This is a genomic window from Streptomyces sp. NPDC012769 (assembly GCF_042901205.1).
GTDB lineage: Bacteria > Actinomycetota > Actinomycetes > Streptomycetales > Streptomycetaceae > Streptomyces.
Window position 1 is genome coordinate 1155068 of sequence record NZ_JBIBCP010000001.1, and the last position, 17064, is coordinate 1172131.

General features: G+C 72.4%; 17 protein-coding genes. 8 read left to right on the forward strand and 9 right to left on the reverse strand.

The annotated features are described in order from the left end of the window. Window positions 1-26 precede the first annotated feature (26 nt). Entirely contained in the window at window positions 27-806 is a 780-nt protein-coding gene (locus ACFY7C_RS05160) for a MerR family transcriptional regulator (protein WP_389643933.1), read from the forward strand. On the opposite strand, the gene ACFY7C_RS05165 is transcribed toward ACFY7C_RS05160, so the two are convergent. From ACFY7C_RS05165 to ACFY7C_RS05180, 4 genes are read right to left on the reverse strand one after another with little or no spacing between them, the layout of a single operon-like run. After that, complete coding sequence (locus ACFY7C_RS05165) at window positions 790-2967, reverse strand: 3-hydroxyacyl-CoA dehydrogenase NAD-binding domain-containing protein (protein ID WP_389643936.1); 2178 nt, start codon at window positions 2965-2967, stop codon at window positions 790-792. The genes ACFY7C_RS05160 and ACFY7C_RS05165 overlap by 17 nt on opposite strands. Before the next feature lie 36 nt (window positions 2968-3003). Beyond that, complete coding sequence (locus tag ACFY7C_RS05170) at window positions 3004-4218, reverse strand: acetyl-CoA C-acetyltransferase (protein WP_389643939.1); 1215 nt, start codon at window positions 4216-4218, stop codon at window positions 3004-3006. A gap of 58 nt (window positions 4219-4276) precedes the next feature. Next, the gene (locus ACFY7C_RS05175; RefSeq protein ID WP_389643942.1) at window positions 4277-5419 is read right to left on the reverse strand and encodes an acyl-CoA dehydrogenase family protein; all 1143 of its coding nucleotides are present in this window, start codon (window positions 5417-5419) and stop codon (window positions 4277-4279) included. After that, on the reverse strand, window positions 5416-6576 hold the full coding sequence (locus ACFY7C_RS05180; protein ID WP_389643944.1) for a CaiB/BaiF CoA transferase family protein: 1161 nt from the start codon (window positions 6574-6576) through the stop codon (window positions 5416-5418). The genes ACFY7C_RS05175 and ACFY7C_RS05180 overlap by 4 nt, the downstream gene beginning before the upstream one ends. Window positions 6577-6795: 219 nt before the next feature. Between ACFY7C_RS05180 and ACFY7C_RS05185 the strand changes: the two genes are divergently transcribed. Beyond that, the gene (locus tag ACFY7C_RS05185) at window positions 6796-7983 is read left to right on the forward strand and encodes a saccharopine dehydrogenase family protein (protein WP_389643947.1); all 1188 of its coding nucleotides are present in this window, start codon (window positions 6796-6798) and stop codon (window positions 7981-7983) included. Window positions 7984-8019: 36 nt separating this feature from the next. On the opposite strand, the gene ACFY7C_RS05190 is transcribed toward ACFY7C_RS05185, so the two are convergent. The 3 genes from ACFY7C_RS05190 to ACFY7C_RS05200 form a co-directional block, all read right to left on the reverse strand. Continuing rightward, window positions 8020-8460 (reverse strand): VOC family protein, encoded by a 441-nt coding sequence (locus ACFY7C_RS05190; RefSeq protein ID WP_389643949.1) that lies wholly within the window; start codon window positions 8458-8460, stop codon window positions 8020-8022. Window positions 8461-8575: 115 nt separating this feature from the next. Then, window positions 8576-9277 carry an endonuclease V gene (locus ACFY7C_RS05195; RefSeq protein ID WP_389643951.1) on the reverse strand — a complete coding sequence of 234 codons (702 nt, stop codon included), beginning with the start codon at window positions 9275-9277 and terminating at the stop codon, window positions 8576-8578. Between the two features lie 71 nt (window positions 9278-9348). Continuing rightward, window positions 9349-9990, reverse strand: coding sequence for a class I SAM-dependent DNA methyltransferase (locus tag ACFY7C_RS05200; RefSeq protein WP_389643953.1), 642 nt, complete (start codon window positions 9988-9990; stop codon window positions 9349-9351). A gap of 86 nt (window positions 9991-10076) precedes the next feature. On the opposite strand from ACFY7C_RS05200, the gene ACFY7C_RS05205 reads away from it, so the two are divergent. Beyond that, window positions 10077-10376, forward strand: a complete 300-nt coding sequence (locus ACFY7C_RS05205) for a YciI family protein (RefSeq protein ID WP_345484439.1) — start codon at window positions 10077-10079, stop codon at window positions 10374-10376. Here ACFY7C_RS05205 and ACFY7C_RS05210 read toward each other — a convergent pair. After that, a complete protein-coding gene (locus tag ACFY7C_RS05210) occupies window positions 10373-11485 on the reverse strand; it encodes a WD40/YVTN/BNR-like repeat-containing protein (protein WP_389643956.1) in 1113 nt (370 codons plus the stop codon). The two genes, ACFY7C_RS05205 and ACFY7C_RS05210, sit on opposite strands and share 4 nt — an antisense overlap. A 195-nt stretch (window positions 11486-11680) precedes the next feature. Here ACFY7C_RS05210 and ACFY7C_RS05215 point away from each other — a divergent pair, with 195 nt between their 5' ends. Together ACFY7C_RS05215 and ACFY7C_RS05220 are read left to right on the forward strand one after the other, a co-directional pair. Beyond that, entirely contained in the window at window positions 11681-12097 is a 417-nt protein-coding gene (locus ACFY7C_RS05215; RefSeq protein WP_389643959.1) for an SsgA family sporulation/cell division regulator, read from the forward strand. Between the two features lie 288 nt (window positions 12098-12385). Further along, the gene (locus ACFY7C_RS05220; RefSeq protein ID WP_389643962.1) at window positions 12386-14044 is read left to right on the forward strand and encodes an ABC-F family ATP-binding cassette domain-containing protein; all 1659 of its coding nucleotides are present in this window, start codon (window positions 12386-12388) and stop codon (window positions 14042-14044) included. Between the two features lie 13 nt (window positions 14045-14057). Here ACFY7C_RS05220 and ACFY7C_RS05225 read toward each other — a convergent pair whose 3' ends face one another. Next, complete coding sequence (locus ACFY7C_RS05225) at window positions 14058-14522, reverse strand: ATP-binding protein (RefSeq protein ID WP_389643965.1); 465 nt, start codon at window positions 14520-14522, stop codon at window positions 14058-14060. A gap of 196 nt (window positions 14523-14718) precedes the next feature. On the opposite strand from ACFY7C_RS05225, the gene ACFY7C_RS05230 reads away from it, so the two are divergent. The 3 genes from ACFY7C_RS05230 (at window position 14719) to ACFY7C_RS05240 (ending at window position 17045) form a co-directional block, all read left to right on the forward strand. After that, entirely contained in the window at window positions 14719-15570 is an 852-nt protein-coding gene (locus ACFY7C_RS05230) for a helix-turn-helix domain-containing protein (protein WP_389643968.1), read from the forward strand. Between the two features lie 13 nt (window positions 15571-15583). Then, the gene (locus tag ACFY7C_RS05235; RefSeq protein WP_389643970.1) at window positions 15584-15853 is read left to right on the forward strand and encodes a hypothetical protein; all 270 of its coding nucleotides are present in this window, start codon (window positions 15584-15586) and stop codon (window positions 15851-15853) included. Window positions 15854-16070: 217 nt separating this feature from the next. Beyond that, on the forward strand, window positions 16071-17045 hold the full coding sequence (locus ACFY7C_RS05240; protein ID WP_389643973.1) for an acyl-ACP desaturase: 975 nt from the start codon (window positions 16071-16073) through the stop codon (window positions 17043-17045). The last annotated feature ends 19 nt before the right edge of the window (window positions 17046-17064 follow it).

Sequence of the window (17064 nt, forward strand, 5' to 3'; positions counted from 1 at the left end):
TGGTGAGACAGCAATACTGTTCCACCATGGAGCAGGCGAGCGACGAGCACCAGGGCCAGGAGCGCGGCGAGGAGCGGGTGGCCTCGACGCCCACCTATACGGTCGACGAGCTGGCCGCCCGGGCCGGGGTGACCGTGCGGACGGTGCGGTTCTACGGCACACGGGGGCTGCTGCCGCCGCCCGTGATCGGCCCGCGGCGGGTCGGGCGCTACGGACCCGGGCACCTGTCCCGGCTCGCCCTCATCGAGGAGCTGCAGCGGCAGGGCATGACGCTCGCCGCGATCGAACGCTACCTGGAGCAGCTGCCGCCCGACCTCAGCGCCCGCGACCTGGCCGTGCACCGGGCCCTGGTGGCCTCCTGGGCGCCCGAGTCCGCCGAGGAGATCACCCGGCAGGAGCTGGAGCGGCGTGTCGGGCGGGCGCTGGCCGACCGGGACGTGGAGCGGCTGGCCGCGATGGGCGTGCTCGACAAGGGGCCCGACCCGGACGTGTTCCGGCTGGACGGCGCGCTGCTGCGGCTGGGCGTGGAGCTGCTCGACGTGCCCATCGGGCACGAGACGATCCTGGCCTCGCGGACCGTGCTGCTCGAACACGCCCGGACGGCCGCGCAGGAGCTGGCCCGGCTCTTCCAGGAGCAGGTGTGGAACCCGTACCGGGAGAGCGGTGAGGACCCGGACCACCTGGCGGCGATGAAGTCGCTCTCGGCGCACATGCAGCCGATGGTGATCCAGGCCCTCGTCACGGCCTTCCAGCGGTCCTTGAGCGAGGAGCTGAGGACCGCGTTCCGGACTACTCCGCGTCCGTGAAGACCTCGCCGCGCTCGGCCTTCTCCAGCAGGAGGGCGGGCGGGTTGAAGCGCTCGCCGTACGTGGCGGCCAGCTCGCGCGCCCGCTCGACGAAGCCGGCCGGGCCCCCTTCGTAACCGTTGATGTACTGCAGCACACCACCGGTCCAGGCCGGGAAGCCGATGCCCAGGATGGAGCCGATGTTGGCGTCGGCGACCGAGGTCAGCACCCCCTCCTCCAGGAGCCGGACGGTGTCCAGGGCCTCCGCGAAGAGCATCCGCTCCTGCATGTCGCGGAACGGCACCTCCACCTCCGGCTTGGTGAAGTGCTCGCGCAGTCCCGGCCAGAGCTTCCCGCGCCGGCCGTCCTCGCCGTACTCGTAGAACCCGGCACCGCCGCTGCGGCCGGGGCGGTCGAACTCGTCGACCATGCGGTCGATGACGATCTCGCCCGGGTGGGTGACCCAGGTGCCGCCGGCCGCCTCGACCGCCTTCCTGGTCTCGTTGCGGATCTTGCGGGGCAGGGTGAGGGTCAGCTCGTCCATGAGGGAGAGGACCTTCGCCGGGTAGCCGGCCTGGGCGGCGGCCTGCTCGACGGACGCGGGCTCGACGCCCTCGCCGACCATGGCCACGCCCTCGTTGATGAAGTGGCCGATCACCCGGGAGGTGAAGAAGCCCCGGGAGTCGTTGACGACGATCGGCGTCTTGTTGATCCGGCGGACCAGGTCGAAGGCGCGGGCCAGGGCCTCGTCGCCGGTGCGCTCGCCCTTGATGATCTCCACGAGCGGCATCTTGTCGACGGGCGAGAAGAAGTGCAGGCCGATGAAGTCGGTCTGCCGCTCGACGCCCTCGGCGAGGACGGTGATGGGGAGGGTGGAGGTGTTGGAGCACAGCAGGGCGTCGGGCTCGACGATGTGCTGGATCTCCTGGAACACCCGGTGCTTCAGCGCGGTGTCCTCGAAGACCGCCTCGATGACGGCGTCGCAGCCGGCGAGGTCGGCCGGGTCGGCGGTCGGCGTGATGAGGGCGAGGAGCGCGTCGGCCTTCTCCTGGGTGGTGCGGCCCTTGGCGACGGCCTTGGCGCAGAGCTTCTCGGAGTACGCCTTGCCCTTGGCGGCCGCTTCGGCGCTGACGTCCTTGAGGACGACCTCGATGCCGGCGCGGGCGCAGGAGTACGCGATGCCGGCGCCCATCATGCCGGCGCCGAGGACGGCGACCTTGCGGACCGTGCGGGGCTCGATGCCCTGCGGGCGGTTGGCGCCGGAGTTGACGGCCTGGAGGTCGAAGAAGAAGGCCTGGATCATGTTCTTCGCGGTCCGGCCGGTGACCAGCTCGGTGAAGTAGCGGCTCTCGATGGTGAGGGCCGTCTGGAAGTCGACCTGGGAGCCCTCGACGGCCGCCGCCATGATGTTGCGCGGAGCGGGGTACGGCGCGCCGTTCAGCTGCTTGCGCAGGTTGGCGGGGAAGGCCGGGAGGTTGGCGGCGAAGCGGGGGTTCGACGGGGTGCCGCCGGGGATCTTGTAGCCGGGGACGTCCCACGGCTGCCGCGACTCGGGGTGGGTGTCGATGAAGGCGCGGGCCTTGGCGAGCATCTCCTCCGGGGTGGCGGCGAGCTCGTGGACGAGCCCGTTCTCCAGGGCGCGCTTCGGGTTGTACTGGGTGCCCTGGAGGAGCACCTTGAGCAGGGCGTCGGTGATGCCCATGAGGCGTACGGTGCGGGTGACGCCACCGCCGCCGGGAAGCAGGCCGAGGGTGACCTCGGGCAGGCCGATCTTGGAGCCGGGGGCGTCGAGGGCGATGCGGTGGTGGGAGGCGAGGGCGATCTCGTAGCCGCCGCCGAGCGCGGCGCCGTTGATGGCGGCGACGACCGGCTTGCCGAGGGTCTCGATGCGGCGCAGCGCGTTCTTCATCTCCATGGCGCCCTCGAAGATCGCCCCGGCGTCCTCGGGGCCGGCCTTGATCATGTCCTTGAGGTCGCCGCCGGCGAAGAAGGTCTTCTTCGCGGAGGTGTAGATGATGCCGCGGATGGAGTCCTTCTCGGCCTCCGCGCGCTCGGCGATCGCGGTGATGGAGGCCCGGAAGGCCTGGTTCATGGTGTTGGCGGACTGGTTCGGGTCGTCGAGGACGAGGGTGACGACGCCGGTCTCGTCCTGCTCCCAGCGGATGGTGGTGCTCTCGCTCATGACTGATGCTTCTCCGTAAGGGGTTCGGACGGACGGTCAGACGCGCTCGACGATGGTGGCGATGCCCATGCCGCCGCCGACGCACAGGGTGGCGAGGCCGTAGCGCTTGTCCTGGCGCTCCAGCTCGTCGACGAGCGTGCCGAGGATCATCGCGCCGGTGGCGCCGAGCGGGTGGCCGAGGGCGATGGCGCCGCCGTTGACGTTGACCTTGTCGAGGGAGACGCCCATGTCCTTGACGAAGCGCAGGACGACGGCGGCGAAGGCCTCGTTGATCTCGATGAGGTCGATGTCGTCGATGGTGAGGCCGGCCTTGGCGAGCGCCTTGCGGGCGGCGGGGGCGGGTCCGGTGAGCATGATGGTCGGCTCGGAGCCGGACACGGCGGCGGCCACGATCCGGGCGCGCGGGGTGAGCCCGTAGCGCTCGCCGACGGCCTTCGAGCCGATGGCGACGAGGGAGGCGCCGTCGACGATGCCGGAGGAGTTGCCGGCGTGGTGGACGTGGTCGATCTCCTCGATCCAGTGGTACTTCTGCAGCGCCACGGCGTCGAAGCCGCCGAGCTCGCCGATGTCGGCGAAGGAGGGCTTCAGCTTGGCGAGGGAGTCGGCGGTGGTGCCGGGGCGCAGGTGCTCGTCGTGGTCGAGGACGGTGAGGCCGGCGCGGTCCCTGACGGGGACGACGGAGCGGTCGAAGCGGCCGTCCTTCCAGGCCGCGGCGGCGCGCTCCTGGGAGAGGGCGGCGTACTCGTCGACGTCGCGGCGGGTGAAGCCCTCGATGGTGGCGATGAGGTCGGCGCCGATGCCCTGGGGGACGAAGTTGGTGGCGATGTTGGTCATCGGGTCGGCGAACCAGGCGCCGCCGTCGGAGGCCATGGGGACGCGGGACATGGACTCGACGCCGCCGGCCAGGACGAGGTCCTCCCAGCCGGAGCGGACCTTCATCGCGGCCATGTTGACGGCTTCCAGGCCGGAGGCGCAGAAGCGGTTCTCCTGGACTCCGGCGACGGTGTCGGGCAGGCCCGCGGCGATGGCGGCGATCCGGGCGATGTCGGAGCCCTGGTCGCCGACGGGGCCGACGACGCCGAGGACGATGTCGTCGACGGCGGCCGGGTCGAGGCCGGGGAAGCGGGAGCGGATCTCGTGGATGAGGCCGACGACGAGGTCGATCGGCTTGGTGCCGTGCAGGGCGCCGTTGGCCTTGCCGCGGCCTCGCGGGGTGCGGATCGCGTCGTAGACGTACGCTTCGGTGGTCACGGTGGTGCCTTTCGGGCGAGTCGCGAGGGTCGGTCGGGGTGAGGGCGGCAGCTCGGTGTCAGGCGAGCAGGGAGCGGCCGATGATCTCCTTCATGATCTCGGTCGTCCCGCCGTAGATGGTCTGGATCCGGCCGTCGGTGAAGGCCCTGGCGACCGGGAATTCGCTCATGTAGCCGTATCCGCCGTGGAGTTGCAGACAGCGGTCGGCCACCCTCTTCTGCAGTTCGGTCGACCACCACTTGGCCATGGAGGCGTGCACGGCGTCGAGCCCGCCGTCCGCGTGCTCCTCGACGCAGCGGTCGATGAAGGTGCGGGTCACGGCGCACTCGGTGGCCATCTCGGCGATCTCGAAACGGATGTGCTGGAGCCGGGCGAGCGGACGCCCAAAGGCCTCGCGCTCCTTGACGTACGCGGTGGTGAGCTCCAGGAGGTGTTCGGCGCCGGCGATGGCGGCGACCGCGATGGCGAGCCGCTCCTGCGCCAGGTTGGTCATCAGGTGGAGGAAGGCGCCGTTGAGCTCGCCGAGCAGGTTCTCCTTGGGGACGCGGACGTCGTGGAAGAACAGCTCGGCGGTGTCCTGCGACTTCTGGCCGATCTTGTCGAGGTTGCGGCCGCGTTCGAAGCCTTCCATGCCGCGTTCGACGGCGAGGAGGGAGAGGCCGTGGGCGCCGCCCTCGGGCGTGGTCCTGGCGACGACGATGACGAGGTCGGCGAGGATGCCGTTGGAGATGAAGGTCTTGGAACCGTTGAGGATCCAGTGGTCGCCGTGGTCCTCGGCGCTGGTGCGGATGGCCTGGAGGTCGGAGCCGGCGCCGGGCTCGGTCATGGCGATGGCGGTGACGGTCTCCCCGCTGCAGAAGCCGGGCAGCCAGCGGCGCTTCTGCTCCTCGGTGGCGAGCGAGGTGAGGTAGGGGCCGATGATGTCGTTGTGCAGCCCGATGGCGAGGCCGGGCGTGCCGGCCCGGGTGAACTCCTCGGCGAGGACGGCGCTGTAGCGGAAGTCGGGGTTTCCGCCGCCGCCGTACTCCTCGTCGACGGCGAGGCCGAGCAGACCCTGCCGCCCGGCGGCCCGCCAGACCTCGCGCGAGACGATGCCGTCCTTCTCCCACCGCTCGTAGTGGGGCAGCACCTCCTTGGCCAGGAAGGTGCGGACGGTCTCGCGGAAGGCCTCGTGGTCGGCGGTGTAGAGCTGGCGCTTCATGCGGAGGACTCCTTGGCGGCGCTTGCGTGGGATACGAGGGCGGGTACGGCCCAGTCGTGGGCGACCTCGTCGGTGTCGGCGCCGGGCAGGGCGGGCCCGCCTCGGACGGTGCCGGGTGTCGCGGAGAAGCGGGGGGCCGGCGCGGGCTGGACGAGTCCGCCGTGCTCGACGAAGGTGCCGCGCGCGGCGAGGTGCGGATGGCCGGGGGCCTCGCGCAGCGACAGGACGGGCGCCACGCAGGCGTCGGTGCCCTCGAAGACCGCGGTCCATTCCTCGCGGGTACGGCTCCGGAAGCGCTCGGCGACGGCGGCGCGCAGCTCGCCCCAGCGGGCGAGGTCGCGGCGGGCCGGCGCGGCCTCCTCAATGCCGAGGAGGCGGACGAACTCGTCGTAGAACTGCTGCTCCAGGGCGCCGACGGCCATGTACCCGCCGTCGGACGTGGCGTAGGTGCCGTAGAAGGGGCAGCCGCCGTCGAGCAGGTTGACCCCGCGCCGGTCCTGCCAGCCGCCGGCGGCGAGCATGCCGTGGATCATGGTGGCGAGGTGGGCGGTGCCGTCGACGATGGCGGCGTCGACGACCTGGCCCTCGCCGTGCGTGCGCGCGTGCTGGAGGGCGGCGAGGACGCCGATGACGAGGTAGAGGGAGCCGCCCGCGTAGTCACCGACCAGGTTGGCGGGGACGGTGGGCGGGCCCTCGGGATCGGGGCCGATCATGCCGAGGGTGCCGGTGATCGCGATGTATCCGATGTCGTGCCCGGCGGTGTGGGCGAGCGGTCCGCTCTGGCCCCAGCCGGTCATCCGCCCGTAGACCAGCCGCGGGTTCCGGGCGAGGCAGGCGTCGGGACCGACGCCGAGGCGTTCGGCGACGCCGGGGCGGTAGCCCTCGATCAGGACGTCGGCGCGTTCGACCAGGTCGAGCACGGTGTCCGGGCCGCCGTCGGCCTTGAGGTCGACGAGGACCGAGCGCTTGTTGCGGTTGGTGAGGTCACGGGCGGGGTCGATGCCGAGGCCGGGGCCGCCGGGCCGGTCGACCCGGACGACGTCGGCGCCGAGGTCGGCGAGCAGCATGGCGGCGAAGGGGCCGGGGCCGATGCCGGCGAGTTCGACCACGCGGACGCCGGACAGCGGTCCGCCGGAGGACTGGCGCGGTGTCGTCATCGGGCCCCCAGGGGTGCGCGTGGAGTGGGTGTGACAGTGATGATGTAACACCGGAGATGCTAGGAACGCGTTCCACTCCGCACAAGCCCCCGGGCCGAGCAAGCGCTTGGAAATTGCGAGCGGGCCCGGACTGGTCGCTCCGGGCGGGACTTCCGCTAGAGTCCGCCGACGACATGCGCGCCCGGGGACGTGCGGGCGAAATCGGAGGGGCTGGGCTGGATGGACAATGGGGCGGCCGTGCGGCCGTACGACGTGGTTCTCTTCGGGGCGACCGGGTTCGTGGGCGAGCTCACCGCGGAGTATCTGGCCGAGCACGCCCCGGCGGACTGCCGCTGGGCCCTCGCCGGACGCAGCCGGGACAAGCTCACCGCCCTGCGCGACCGGCTCGCCGAGCACCGGCCCGGCCTGGCCGGGCTGCCGCTGATCGTCGCCGACTCCACCGACCCGGCCTCGCTGCGCGAACTGGCGGAGTCGGCGCGGGTGGTGGCGAGCACCGTCGGCCCGTACGTCTGGTACGGGGAGGAGCTGGTGGCCGCCTGCGCGGAGGCCGGCACCGACTATCTGGACCTGACCGGCGAGGCCGAGTTCGTGGACCGGATGTACGTACGGCACGACGCCCGCGCCCGGGAGACGGGCGCCCGGCTCGTGCACGCCTGCGGCTTCGACTCCGTGCCGCACGACCTGGGCGTCTACTTCACCGTGCGGCAACTGCCGGAGGGGGTGCCGCTGCGGATCGACGGATTCGTGCGGGCCGGGGCGATCTTCTCGGGCGGCACCTTCGCCTCGGCGCTCACCGCGTTCGGCCGCGGCCGGCAGATCCTGCGGGCCGCCCACGAACGACGGCTGCACGAGCCGCGGTTGATGACCCGGCGGGCCCGCGCGCCGCTCGGCGGCCCCCGGTTCAGCCGCGAGACGGGCACCTGGGCCCTTCCGCTGCCCACGCTCGACCCGCGGGTGGTGGCACGCTCGGCGGCGGCCCTGGAGCGCTACGGACCGGACTTCCGCTACCGCCACTACGCCTCGGTGAAGACCCTGCCGATGGCCCTGGGCGGCACGGCGGCCGTCGGCACGGGCGTCATGGCCGCCCAACTGCCCTTCGTCCGGCGCTGGCTGATGAGCCGATACGAGCCGGGGCAGGGACCGAGCGCCGAGCGGCGGGCGCGCAGCTGGTTCTCCGTGCGGTTCGTCGGGGAGGGCGGCGGGCGGCGGGTCTTCACCGAGGTGTCGGGCGGCGACCCCGGCTACGACGAGACCGCGAAGATGCTCGCCGAGTCTGCGCTCTGCCTCGCGCTCGACGAGCTGCCGAAGACCTCGGGGCAGGTCACGACGGCGGTCGCGATGGGGGACGCGCTCCTCGAACGGCTGCGGGCGGCGGGACTGCGCTTCCGGGTGGCGTACTCGGGCTGAATCGCCGCGGCGCTCAGTGCCTGACGAGACAGAAGCTCAGTGCCTGACGAGGCAGAAGGGGTGGCCGGCCGGGTCGGCGTAGATCCGCCAGGCCCGGTTCTCGTCGTCCCCGGCGGCGTCGAGGCGCCAGGCGCCGAGCGCGAGGACCGCGTCGTGCGCGGCGTCCAGGTCGGCCACCCGCACGTCGATGTGGAACTGCTGCTCGGGCGAACCCCAGACCGGCGGCCGGTGGTCCGCCACGCCCTGGAAGGCGAGCACCGGCGCCCCGGAGCCGCCGTGGAGCGTGGCCCAGGAGTCGCCGACCGCCCACTGGGGGTCCGGCCGGTTGATCTCGCCGCCGAGCAACCGCTGGTAGAACGTGGCCAGTTCCAGGACGTCGGGGCAGTCCAGGACGACGCACTGCAGGGTGCCGATCGGGGCGGCGGCGCGGTGACCGGGGGTGTCGGGGCCGAGGGTGTCAGGGACGGGGGAAGTCATGCCGGACACTCTGCCGCCCGATCGTCACGGCTCGGTATCCGTACAGGTACTCAGCCGTACCGACGTACCCACGTACTCGTGCACGGCCCTCCATGTCTGCCGTGGTGACGACCGTTCAGGGGGTTTCCTTGCCCAGGGCCTGCCTGAGGGCGCGGCGGCACAGCGCGTCCGCGTGGCGGGTGGTCTCGGGCAGGCGGTAGCGCGGGGTGAGGTGCAGGGTGTGCGCGCAGGCCCGCTCCAGCGAGACCCGGTGACCGACCGACACGAAGACCGGCTTCACGCCGTCGCGGGTGCGCAACGCCCGGCCGACGGTCTCGCCCTCGGCGACGAGGGCGCTGAACTCCCCCCGGGCCTCGCCCGGTTGCTCGTAGGTGAAGGTGAACGGGTTCTTGGCGACGCCGATCGAGGGCCGCCCCGTGAGCACGCCGAGGTGGGCGGCCAGACCGAAGCGGCGGGGGTGGGCGAGCCCGTAACCGTCGCAGACCAGCAGCCCGGGATCGGCGGTCAGCCGGCCGAGGGCGGCGAGCACGGTCGGGACCTCCCGGAAGGCGAGGAGGCCCGGTACGTACGGGAAGGAGACCCGTCCGACGGCGGTCGCCTCCTCCACGACGTCGAGCGTCCGCCCGTCGAGCACGACGGCCGCCGCGGCGACGAGGTCCCGCTCGTCGTCGTACGCCACGTCGACTCCGGTGACGTTCCCCTCCCCGACCCCGGGCCCCTCCTCCCCCAGCACGAGTCGCCCCCGCAACTCCTCCTGCACAGCCAGGGCGGCCCCTTCGTCGGCGGGCCACCCGTCGGGAATCTCGATGATCGTCATGCCGGCGACCCTACGCGCCGGCGGTGCGGGCGGTGCCGGCACGCGGGGTGCGGGGTGCGAGGGGGGCGAGGTCAGTGCCCCGCACGCATCAGCAGGTGCCCACGGCGGAACCGTTCGCCCTCGGTCGGCTCCCGCAGCATCCGGCCGACTTCGGTGAAACCGGCGTCGCCGGCCAGCCGCGCGAGGTCGTCGATCGGCCACCGGTAGGCGGTCGCCACCTTGTGGTCGAACGCCGTGACCGGATCGCCCTCCGACTCGAAGAAGGCGAGCAGCAGGGTTCCGCCCGGCGCGAGGACCCGACGGAACTCGGCGAAGTACGGCGCCAGCTCCCGCGGCGGGGCGTGGATGACCGAGTACCACGCCACCACGCCTCCCAACGCGCCGTCGGCCACGTCCAGGGCGTCCATGGACCCGACCTCGAACCGCAGGTCCGGGTAGGTCGCGCGGGCGAGGTCGATCATCACGGGCGACAGGTCGACACCCAAGACGTCGAGCCCCAGGTCCCGCAGGCGCGCGGTGACCGGCCCCGGGCCGCACCCGACCTCGACGACGGTCCCGCCGCCGTCGGCCCGCACGGTCTCGGCGAAGGCGGCGAGCACCGCGCGGTCGAGGGCGAGGGAGTCGAGGTCGGGCCGGGGCAGTTCGGAGTAGAGGACGGCGACGGCGTCGTAGGCGTCGGCCGTCGCGCGCTGGTGGAAGGAAGGTTCGGTCACAGCGAGGAGGCTAGAGGAGGACGGCCGGTCGGGCTCCGGCACCCGGGCAGGGGGTGCCCGGTAGGGCGCCGGGTAGCCTGGCGGCCATGTTCGTACTGGAGCTGACCTACACCGCGCCCGTCGAGCGCGTCGACGCGCTGATCCCCGCCCACGTCGAGTGGCTCGACGCGCAGTACGCCGCCGGGGTGTTCCTGGCGTCCGGACGGAAGAATCCGCGGGACGGCGGGGTGATCCTGGCGGGCGGGGTCGGTCGCGAGGAGATCGAGAAGATCGTGGCGACCGACCCGTTCACCGTCGAAGGGGTCTGCGCGTACCGGATCGTCGAGTTCTACGCCACCAAGTCGGTGGACGGACTCGCACCGTTCCGGGACGAGTTGCCCGCCTAGCGCTCGATCTCCGCCCGCGCGACGCGGCCCTTCTCGCCCGAGGCCCAGCAGGCGCCGTCGCGGGTGCAGTCGACCGTGTCGTACGAGCCGGGGTCGACGGTGCGCCAGGTGCGGCCGCCGTCGGTGGTCAGGTCCGTGCCGGTGGGGCCGACGGCGAGGGCGGCGGAGCGGGAGTGCGGCAGCCAGGCGACGCCCGAGCGGTAGGCGGGCGGCGGGGTGGCGGACGCGGTCCAGCCGCGCCCTGCGTCGTCGGTGACGGCGGCGGCGCGCGGCGAGGGCTGGTCCTTGCGGTAGTCGCCGCCGACGGCGATGCCGTGCCGACGGTCGCGGAAGGCCAGCCCGAAGACGCCCTTGGCCCCCTCCCCCGCCGGGATCGTGGTCTCGGTGGCGCGCCAGGTCAGCCCCCGGTCGCCGGAGTGCAGCACCCGGCCGGTCGCCCCGCCCCCGGTCGCGAGCCACACGTCCTTCGGGCCGGACGACACCAGGCACTGCCCGCTCGCCGCGAAGCCGGCCTCGCCGGGCAGGGCGGCCGGCATGCCGTCGCTGGGCAGGACCTGCCAGGAGCGGCCGCCGTCGCGGGTGGACAGGATGCGGTACCTGCCGTCCACCGGGTCGCTCATCGCGAGCCCGTGCCGGTGGTCGAAGAAGGTCATGCAGTCGTAGAAGGCCCGCGGGTCGGTGTTGCGGAAGGACTCCGTCCAGGTCGCTCCGCCGTCCTCGGTGCGCAGGACCCGCGATGCCTCGCCCTCACCGATGGCGAGGACCACGGCCCGGCGGGCGTCGAAGGCCTCCACGTCGCGGAACTCCAGCTCCCCGGCCCCCGGCGGAGAGACGTTCCGCCAGGCGGCTCCGCCGTCGGTGGTGAGCAGCACCGTCCCCTTGGAACCGGCGGCCCAGGCGACGGACCGGCTCACCGCGGCGAGGCCCCGGAAGCGGGCGTCCGTCCCGGTCGGGGTGAGCTGCCAGCCGATGCCGGCGGGCTCCTTCTCGGGCGCGGTCCGCGCCAGGGCCGGGGTCGGGGCCGTCAGGGCCATGGCGAGCGCCGCCCCGGCCAGTCCCGCCGCCAGTGCCACGACCGTCGTTCGTCTCGTCTTCCCCATGGACGTCATGGCGCCGGAAGCTAGCCCACCGCGAAGATCCCGTCCAGAGTGCGTACGGCCGGGTGGGGCCGCGCGGCGACCGGCCCGGAGGGGCGGTGACGCAGCTCACGTAACCCTCCAGTGCACGTCATGGCTCCTTCGTTCGTCTCTCCTGGTGTCAGGGGGATGTCAGGAGAACGAAGCCGCGCGACAGGAGGCTGGCCCATGTCCACCGTCATCGAGCAGGCCGTGCAGGCCCGTCTGGTCGCGTCCGCGCCACGGGCGGAGTCCGTGGCCGCCACGCTGCGCTACGACCGCGAGGACCCGTACGCCGTGAGCATGGCCTTCCCGCCGCCCGCCACCCTGGAGGGCGTCGAGGTGTCGTGGGCGTTCGCGCGCGAGCTGCTCGTCGAGGGCGTGGACGGTCCGGCGGGGGTCGGGGACGTGCGACTGCGCCCGTACGGCTACGACCGCACGGTGGTGGAGTTCCATGCGCCGGAGGGCGTGGCCGTGGTGCACGTCCGCACGGAGGAGCTGCGCACGTTCCTGGAGCGCTCGCAGCACCTGGTGCCGCGGGGGCGCGAGCACCAGTATCTGGACTGGGACCAGGATCTGGCGCACCTCCTGGAGGAGCACCCTTAACCCGTCGCACCGTTCCTTCGTTCAATTCGTTTGCGGCCGTCCGCCTCCCGGCCGTAGCGTTTGTCCTGGCCCTGTTGTCGCCCGATCGGAGAAGGCCGTTGCTCGTCTGAGGTTCGAGACACCGTGCCGCGCGTGCCACCCCGCCGCGTGTGCCGTACTCGCCCTCGGCGTACGAGCGCTGCTTTCCGTTCCGGCCCTTGTTCCGGCCCTTCCGGTTGCAGGTTTCCCGCCCGCGCCCCGGTGTCTCACGCGATGCCCATGCTCACGTCGCGCAACCGGGAGGCCCTCATGTCTACGCGCCCCACCTTCATCACCTGCACGTCCCTCTCCTTCGCCTGGCCCGACGGGACCGGAGTCCTCGACGACTTCCGGCTGGCCGTCGGCCCCGGCAGGACCGGTCTCGTCGGTCTCAACGGAGCGGGGAAGTCCACCCTGCTCAAGCTGATCGCCGGCGAGCTGACCCCGACGGACGGCACGGTCCGGGTCGCCGGCGAGGTCGGCTACCTGCCGCAGAACCTGGTGCTGCGCACCGATCTGCGCGTCGACCAGGTGCTCGGCGTCGACCGGACCCGGGCCGCGCTGCACGCCATCGAGGCGGGCGACACGGCGGAGGAACACTTCACGGCCGTCGGTGACGACTGGGACGTGGAGGAGCGGGCCCGGGCCGTGCTCGACCAGCTCGGACTCGGGCACATCGGCCTCGACCGCACGATCGGCGAGGTCTCGGGCGGCGAGTCCGTGCTGCTGCGGCTCGCGGCGCTGCTGCTGGCCCGGCCGGACGTGCTGCTGCTCGACGAGCCGACGAACAATCTCGACCTGTACGCACGGCGCCGGCTGTACGAGGCGGTGGACGCCTGGTCCGGGGTGCTGGTCGTGGTCAGTCACGACCGCGAACTCCTGGAACGGGTCGACCAGATCGCCGATCTGCGGGACGGCGAGGTCGCCTGGTACGGCGGCAACTGGTCGGACTACCAGGAGGCGCTCGCGGTCGAGCAGGAGGCGGCCGAGCGGATGGTCCGGGTCGCGGAGGCCGACGTCCAGCGGCAGCGGCGCGAACTGGCCGACGCCGAGACGAAGCTGGCCCGCCGCAAGCGCTACGGGCAGAAGAGCTACGAGAACAAGGTCGTGCCGAAGATCGTCGCCAACAACCGCAAGGCCGCCGCCCAGGTGTCCTCGGCCAAGCACCGCGCGCTGCACACCGAGCGGCTCGCGGAGGCGCGTTCGCGCCTGGACGCGGCGGTGGAGGCGGTGCGGGACGACGACGGGATCCGCGTCGAGCTGCCGCGCACCATCGTCCACCCGGGCCGGGGCGTGCTGCTGCTGCGTGATCTGGAGCTGCCGTACGGGGCCCGGGTCGCCGGGGAGTTCGAGCTGCGGGGGCCGGAGCGGGTCGCGCTGCTCGGCCGGAACGGCGCGGGCAAGACGACCTTGCTGCGGACGATCGCGGGTGAGCTCGCCCCGGTGGCGGGCGAGGTCGCGGTGCGGGTCCCGCTGCGTTTCCTGCCGCAGCGGCTCGACGTCCTGGACGACGGTCTGACCGTGGTGCAGAACGTGGCCCGGTTCGCTCCGGCGGCGACGCCCAACGAGATCCGGGCGCGGCTCGCCCGGTTCCTGTTCCGGGGAGCCCGGGCGGACCGTCCGGCGGGGACGCTGTCGGGCGGCGAGCGGTTCCGCGCGACGCTGGCGGCGCTCCTCCTCGCCGAGCCGGCGCCGCGGTTGCTGATGCTCGACGAGCCGACCAACAACCTGGACGCGGCGTCGGTACGGAGCCTGACGGCCGCGCTCGCGGCGTACGAGGGCTCGCTCGTCGTGGCGAGCCACGACGTCCCGTTCCTGGAGTCGTTGGGGATCACCCGCTGGCTGCTGCTCGACGGTGAGCTGCGGCCGACGACGGCCGAGGCCGTGCGGGAGGGACGCCCGGCGCCGTCCCCGGAGGAGGTGCGCTGACACGACCTACGGCCTAGCGGTGGAGTAACGCCCAGGACTTGGTGCCTCCGCCGGGAGTGAGGACGGGGGCGAGGCCCCAGTCCCCGCCGTGCGCCTCGACCGCCGCGGCCAGCAGCCACATGCTGCGGGCGCGGCGGTCGCGGCATTCCTCGGCGGCGGTGGGCGCGGCGTGGGCCGGGTGCTGGTCGTAGAGCACGATCCGCAGGGCGTCGTACTGCCAGCGCACGCGCAGGACCATCTCGCGGTCCGGAGTGAAGCGGTAGGCGCCGGCGACGAGTTCGGAGGCGGCGAGGGCGGCGGTCTCGCAGAGCTCGGCGAGGCCGTGGCGGGTCAGCAGGGTGCGGACGGCCTGGCGGGCGAGTCCGGCACAGTAGGCGCCCCCGGGCAGAAGCATCGAGTAGCTGAGGTTCTCGGTCGCGGGGGGTATGGGCCCGGCCGTGGTGGCGGCGGCCGGGAGGCAACGCAGTGCGCCCTTCATCGGTTTTGCTCACATTTCCTGTGGTGTGGGGGTGCTCACACGCCGAACGCGATAGCCCCGTGTGAGACTTGCGCTACCGACCGTAGCGTACGACCGGAGCACAGTGCTACTACTTGCCAGTACTCGGTGCACTTGTGTCATACCGGCCATTTCTCCGGACACCACAGCCGCCCGGAGCCGAAGGGGGAGAACGAGCGTGCCGCCCAGGAGCAGCCCGACCGCGCGCCAGCAGCGACTCGGACACGAATTGCGCAAGCTGCGCGAGCAGTCCGGCATGTCGACGCAACAGGCCGCCGCCCTCCTGGGCGTCGACCGCACCCGTATCCCCAACATCGAGTCGGGCCGCTTCGGCATCAGCGCCGAACGGGTCCGCACCCTCGCCTTCAACTACGGCTGCCCGGACGCCGGACTGGTCGAGCTGCTCGCGGCCATGGCGCAGGAGCGCGACCGCGGCTGGTGGGAACAGCACCGCGGGCTGCTCCCGCCGGCCCTCCTCGATATCGCCGAACTCGAGTTTCACGCCGTCGAGTTGCACACGGCGGTGACCACCCACATCCCCGGCCTGCTCCAGACCGAGGAGCACGCCCGGGCCGTCTTCGACACCGCCGACCCACCGCTGCCCGGCCCGGACCTGGCGGCCCGGGTGGCGCTTCGGCTGCGCCGGCAGGAGGTGCTCGACCGGGACCGCCCCACGCCGTACGAGGCGGTGATCCACGAGGCCGCGCTCCGCATGCAGTTCGGCGGCCCGAAGGTGGCGCGGGCCCAGCTCGAGTACATCCTGGAGCGCTCGGAGCGCGAGACGATCACCGTGCGGGTCATCCCGTTCACGGCGGGGGGTTTCCCGGGAGCCGGACAGTCGTTCACCTACGCGTCCGCGTCCGTGCCGCAGCTCGACACCGTGCAGCTCGACTCCTCCCACGGCTCGCTCCTCCTGGACACCGACATGCAACTGCGGCGCTACCGTGGTCTGTTGGCGCGGCTGCGTGGACTCGCGCTGCCCCGGACCGCCTCCCGCGACTTCATCCGCACCATCGCCCAGGATCTGTGAAGGACCGCCTGCCATGAACCGCACCGCCGACACCCCTGCCGCCGAGACCTCCGCCGCCGACACCTCCGCCGCCCCCGCCGACTCCCTCACGCCCCCGCGGATCAGCTGGAACGAGGCCTTCTGCAGCGAGGGGGCCAACTGCTTCCGCTTCGGCCTCGACGACACCGGCCGCGCCTACATCGGCTCGACACTGTCCCCCGACGCGTACGTCAGCGACTCCGTCGAGGCGCTGCGGGCGCTGATCTCCGCCGTGAAGGCGGGCGCGGCCGACCATCTGCTCTGAGTAGCCGAACATGGCCCGGAGGAGGGGCGGACGGGCGCCGGGACCCGCGTGACCTGGGTCTCCCCCACAGCACGGGAGCTGCGCACATAACCGAACGTAACCGGACATCGCCGAGACGGGCTTGGCGACCCCCTTACGGGCCCTTTAACCTACGGTCTCGTAACCTACGAATCCGTAGGTATTCCCGTATGCCCTTCTCCGTCCCCCAGGAGTTCCCGTGACGCTTGCTTCTCCCCACCTCGGCAGCCCGACAGGATGGACCGACGCACGCCTCCTGTACGCGCTGGAGGAGGTCGTCGAGAAGGAGCTCAACCGGCACCTGAAGGTCACCAAGGACTGGATGCCGCACGAGTACGTGCCGTGGTCGGACGGCCGGAACTTCCCCGGCTTCTTCGAGGACGGCGAGGCCTGGGACCGCTCGCAGTCCAAGGTCACCGACGTCGGCCGGATCGCGCTCGTCGTGAACCTGCTCACCGAGGACAACCTGCCGAGCTACCACCACGAGATCGCCACGCTCTTCGGCCGCGACGGCGCCTGGGGCACCTGGGTGCACCGCTGGACGGCGGAGGAGGGCCGGCACGGCATCGTGATGCGCGACTACCTGCTGGCGTCGCGGGCGGTCGACCCGGACGAGCTCGAGCGCTTCCGCATGGCCCACATGAGCGAGGGCTTCGAGTCCGACAACCGGCACTCGATGCTGCACTCGGTCGCGTACGTGGCCTTCCAGGAGCTCGCCACCCGCATCTCGCACCGCAACACCGGCCACCAGTCCGGCGACCCCGTCTGCGACCGCATGCTCGCCCGCATCGCGCTCGACGAGAACCTGCACATGATCTTCTACCGCAACCTGCTGGGCGCGGCCTTCGAGCTCGCCCCCGACCTCACGATGCAGGCCGTGCGGGACGTCGTCGTGAACTTCCGCATGCCCGGCCACGGCATGCCCGGCTTCGAGCGCGCGGCGGCCCAGATGGCGATCGGCGAGATCTACAACCTGCGCATCCACCACGACGACGTGATCCAGCCGGTGCTGCGCTTCCTCAAGGTCCTGCAGATCGAGGGTCTCGGCCCGGAGGGCCTGAAGGCCCAGGAGGAGCTGGGGCTCTACCTGGACGGGCTGGACAGCGAGGCCCTCAAGTTCGACGAGCGGCTCGCCGCGCGCAAGGCACGGATGGCGGCCCGGGCGGCCGGCTGAGGCCGGTTGAGGCCGGTTG

Excerpts from the sequence above, each read along its gene's own strand:
- ACFY7C_RS05225 (WP_389643965.1), bottom strand. The coding sequence starts at position 14,522 with ATGAAGGGCGCACTGCGTTGCCTCCCGGCCGCCGCCACCACGGCCGGG.
- ACFY7C_RS05175 (WP_389643942.1), bottom strand. The coding sequence starts at position 5,419 with ATGAAGCGCCAGCTCTACACCGCCGACCACGAGGCCTTCCGCGAGACC.
- ACFY7C_RS05210 (WP_389643956.1), bottom strand. The coding sequence starts at position 11,485 with ATGACGTCCATGGGGAAGACGAGACGAACGACGGTCGTGGCACTGGCG.
- ACFY7C_RS05215 (WP_389643959.1), top strand. The coding sequence starts at position 11,681 with ATGTCCACCGTCATCGAGCAGGCCGTGCAGGCCCGTCTGGTCGCGTCC.
- ACFY7C_RS05180 (WP_389643944.1), bottom strand. The coding sequence starts at position 6,576 with ATGACGACACCGCGCCAGTCCTCCGGCGGACCGCTGTCCGGCGTCCGC.
- ACFY7C_RS05165 (WP_389643936.1), bottom strand. The coding sequence starts at position 2,967 with ATGAGCGAGAGCACCACCATCCGCTGGGAGCAGGACGAGACCGGCGTC.
- ACFY7C_RS05185 (WP_389643947.1), top strand. The coding sequence starts at position 6,796 with ATGGACAATGGGGCGGCCGTGCGGCCGTACGACGTGGTTCTCTTCGGG.
- ACFY7C_RS05235 (WP_389643970.1), top strand. The coding sequence starts at position 15,584 with ATGAACCGCACCGCCGACACCCCTGCCGCCGAGACCTCCGCCGCCGAC.
- ACFY7C_RS05160 (WP_389643933.1), top strand. The coding sequence starts at position 27 with ATGGAGCAGGCGAGCGACGAGCACCAGGGCCAGGAGCGCGGCGAGGAG.
- ACFY7C_RS05220 (WP_389643962.1), top strand. The coding sequence starts at position 12,386 with ATGTCTACGCGCCCCACCTTCATCACCTGCACGTCCCTCTCCTTCGCC.
- ACFY7C_RS05205 (WP_345484439.1), top strand. The coding sequence starts at position 10,077 with ATGTTCGTACTGGAGCTGACCTACACCGCGCCCGTCGAGCGCGTCGAC.
- ACFY7C_RS05190 (WP_389643949.1), bottom strand. The coding sequence starts at position 8,460 with ATGACTTCCCCCGTCCCTGACACCCTCGGCCCCGACACCCCCGGTCAC.
- ACFY7C_RS05195 (WP_389643951.1), bottom strand. The coding sequence starts at position 9,277 with ATGACGATCATCGAGATTCCCGACGGGTGGCCCGCCGACGAAGGGGCC.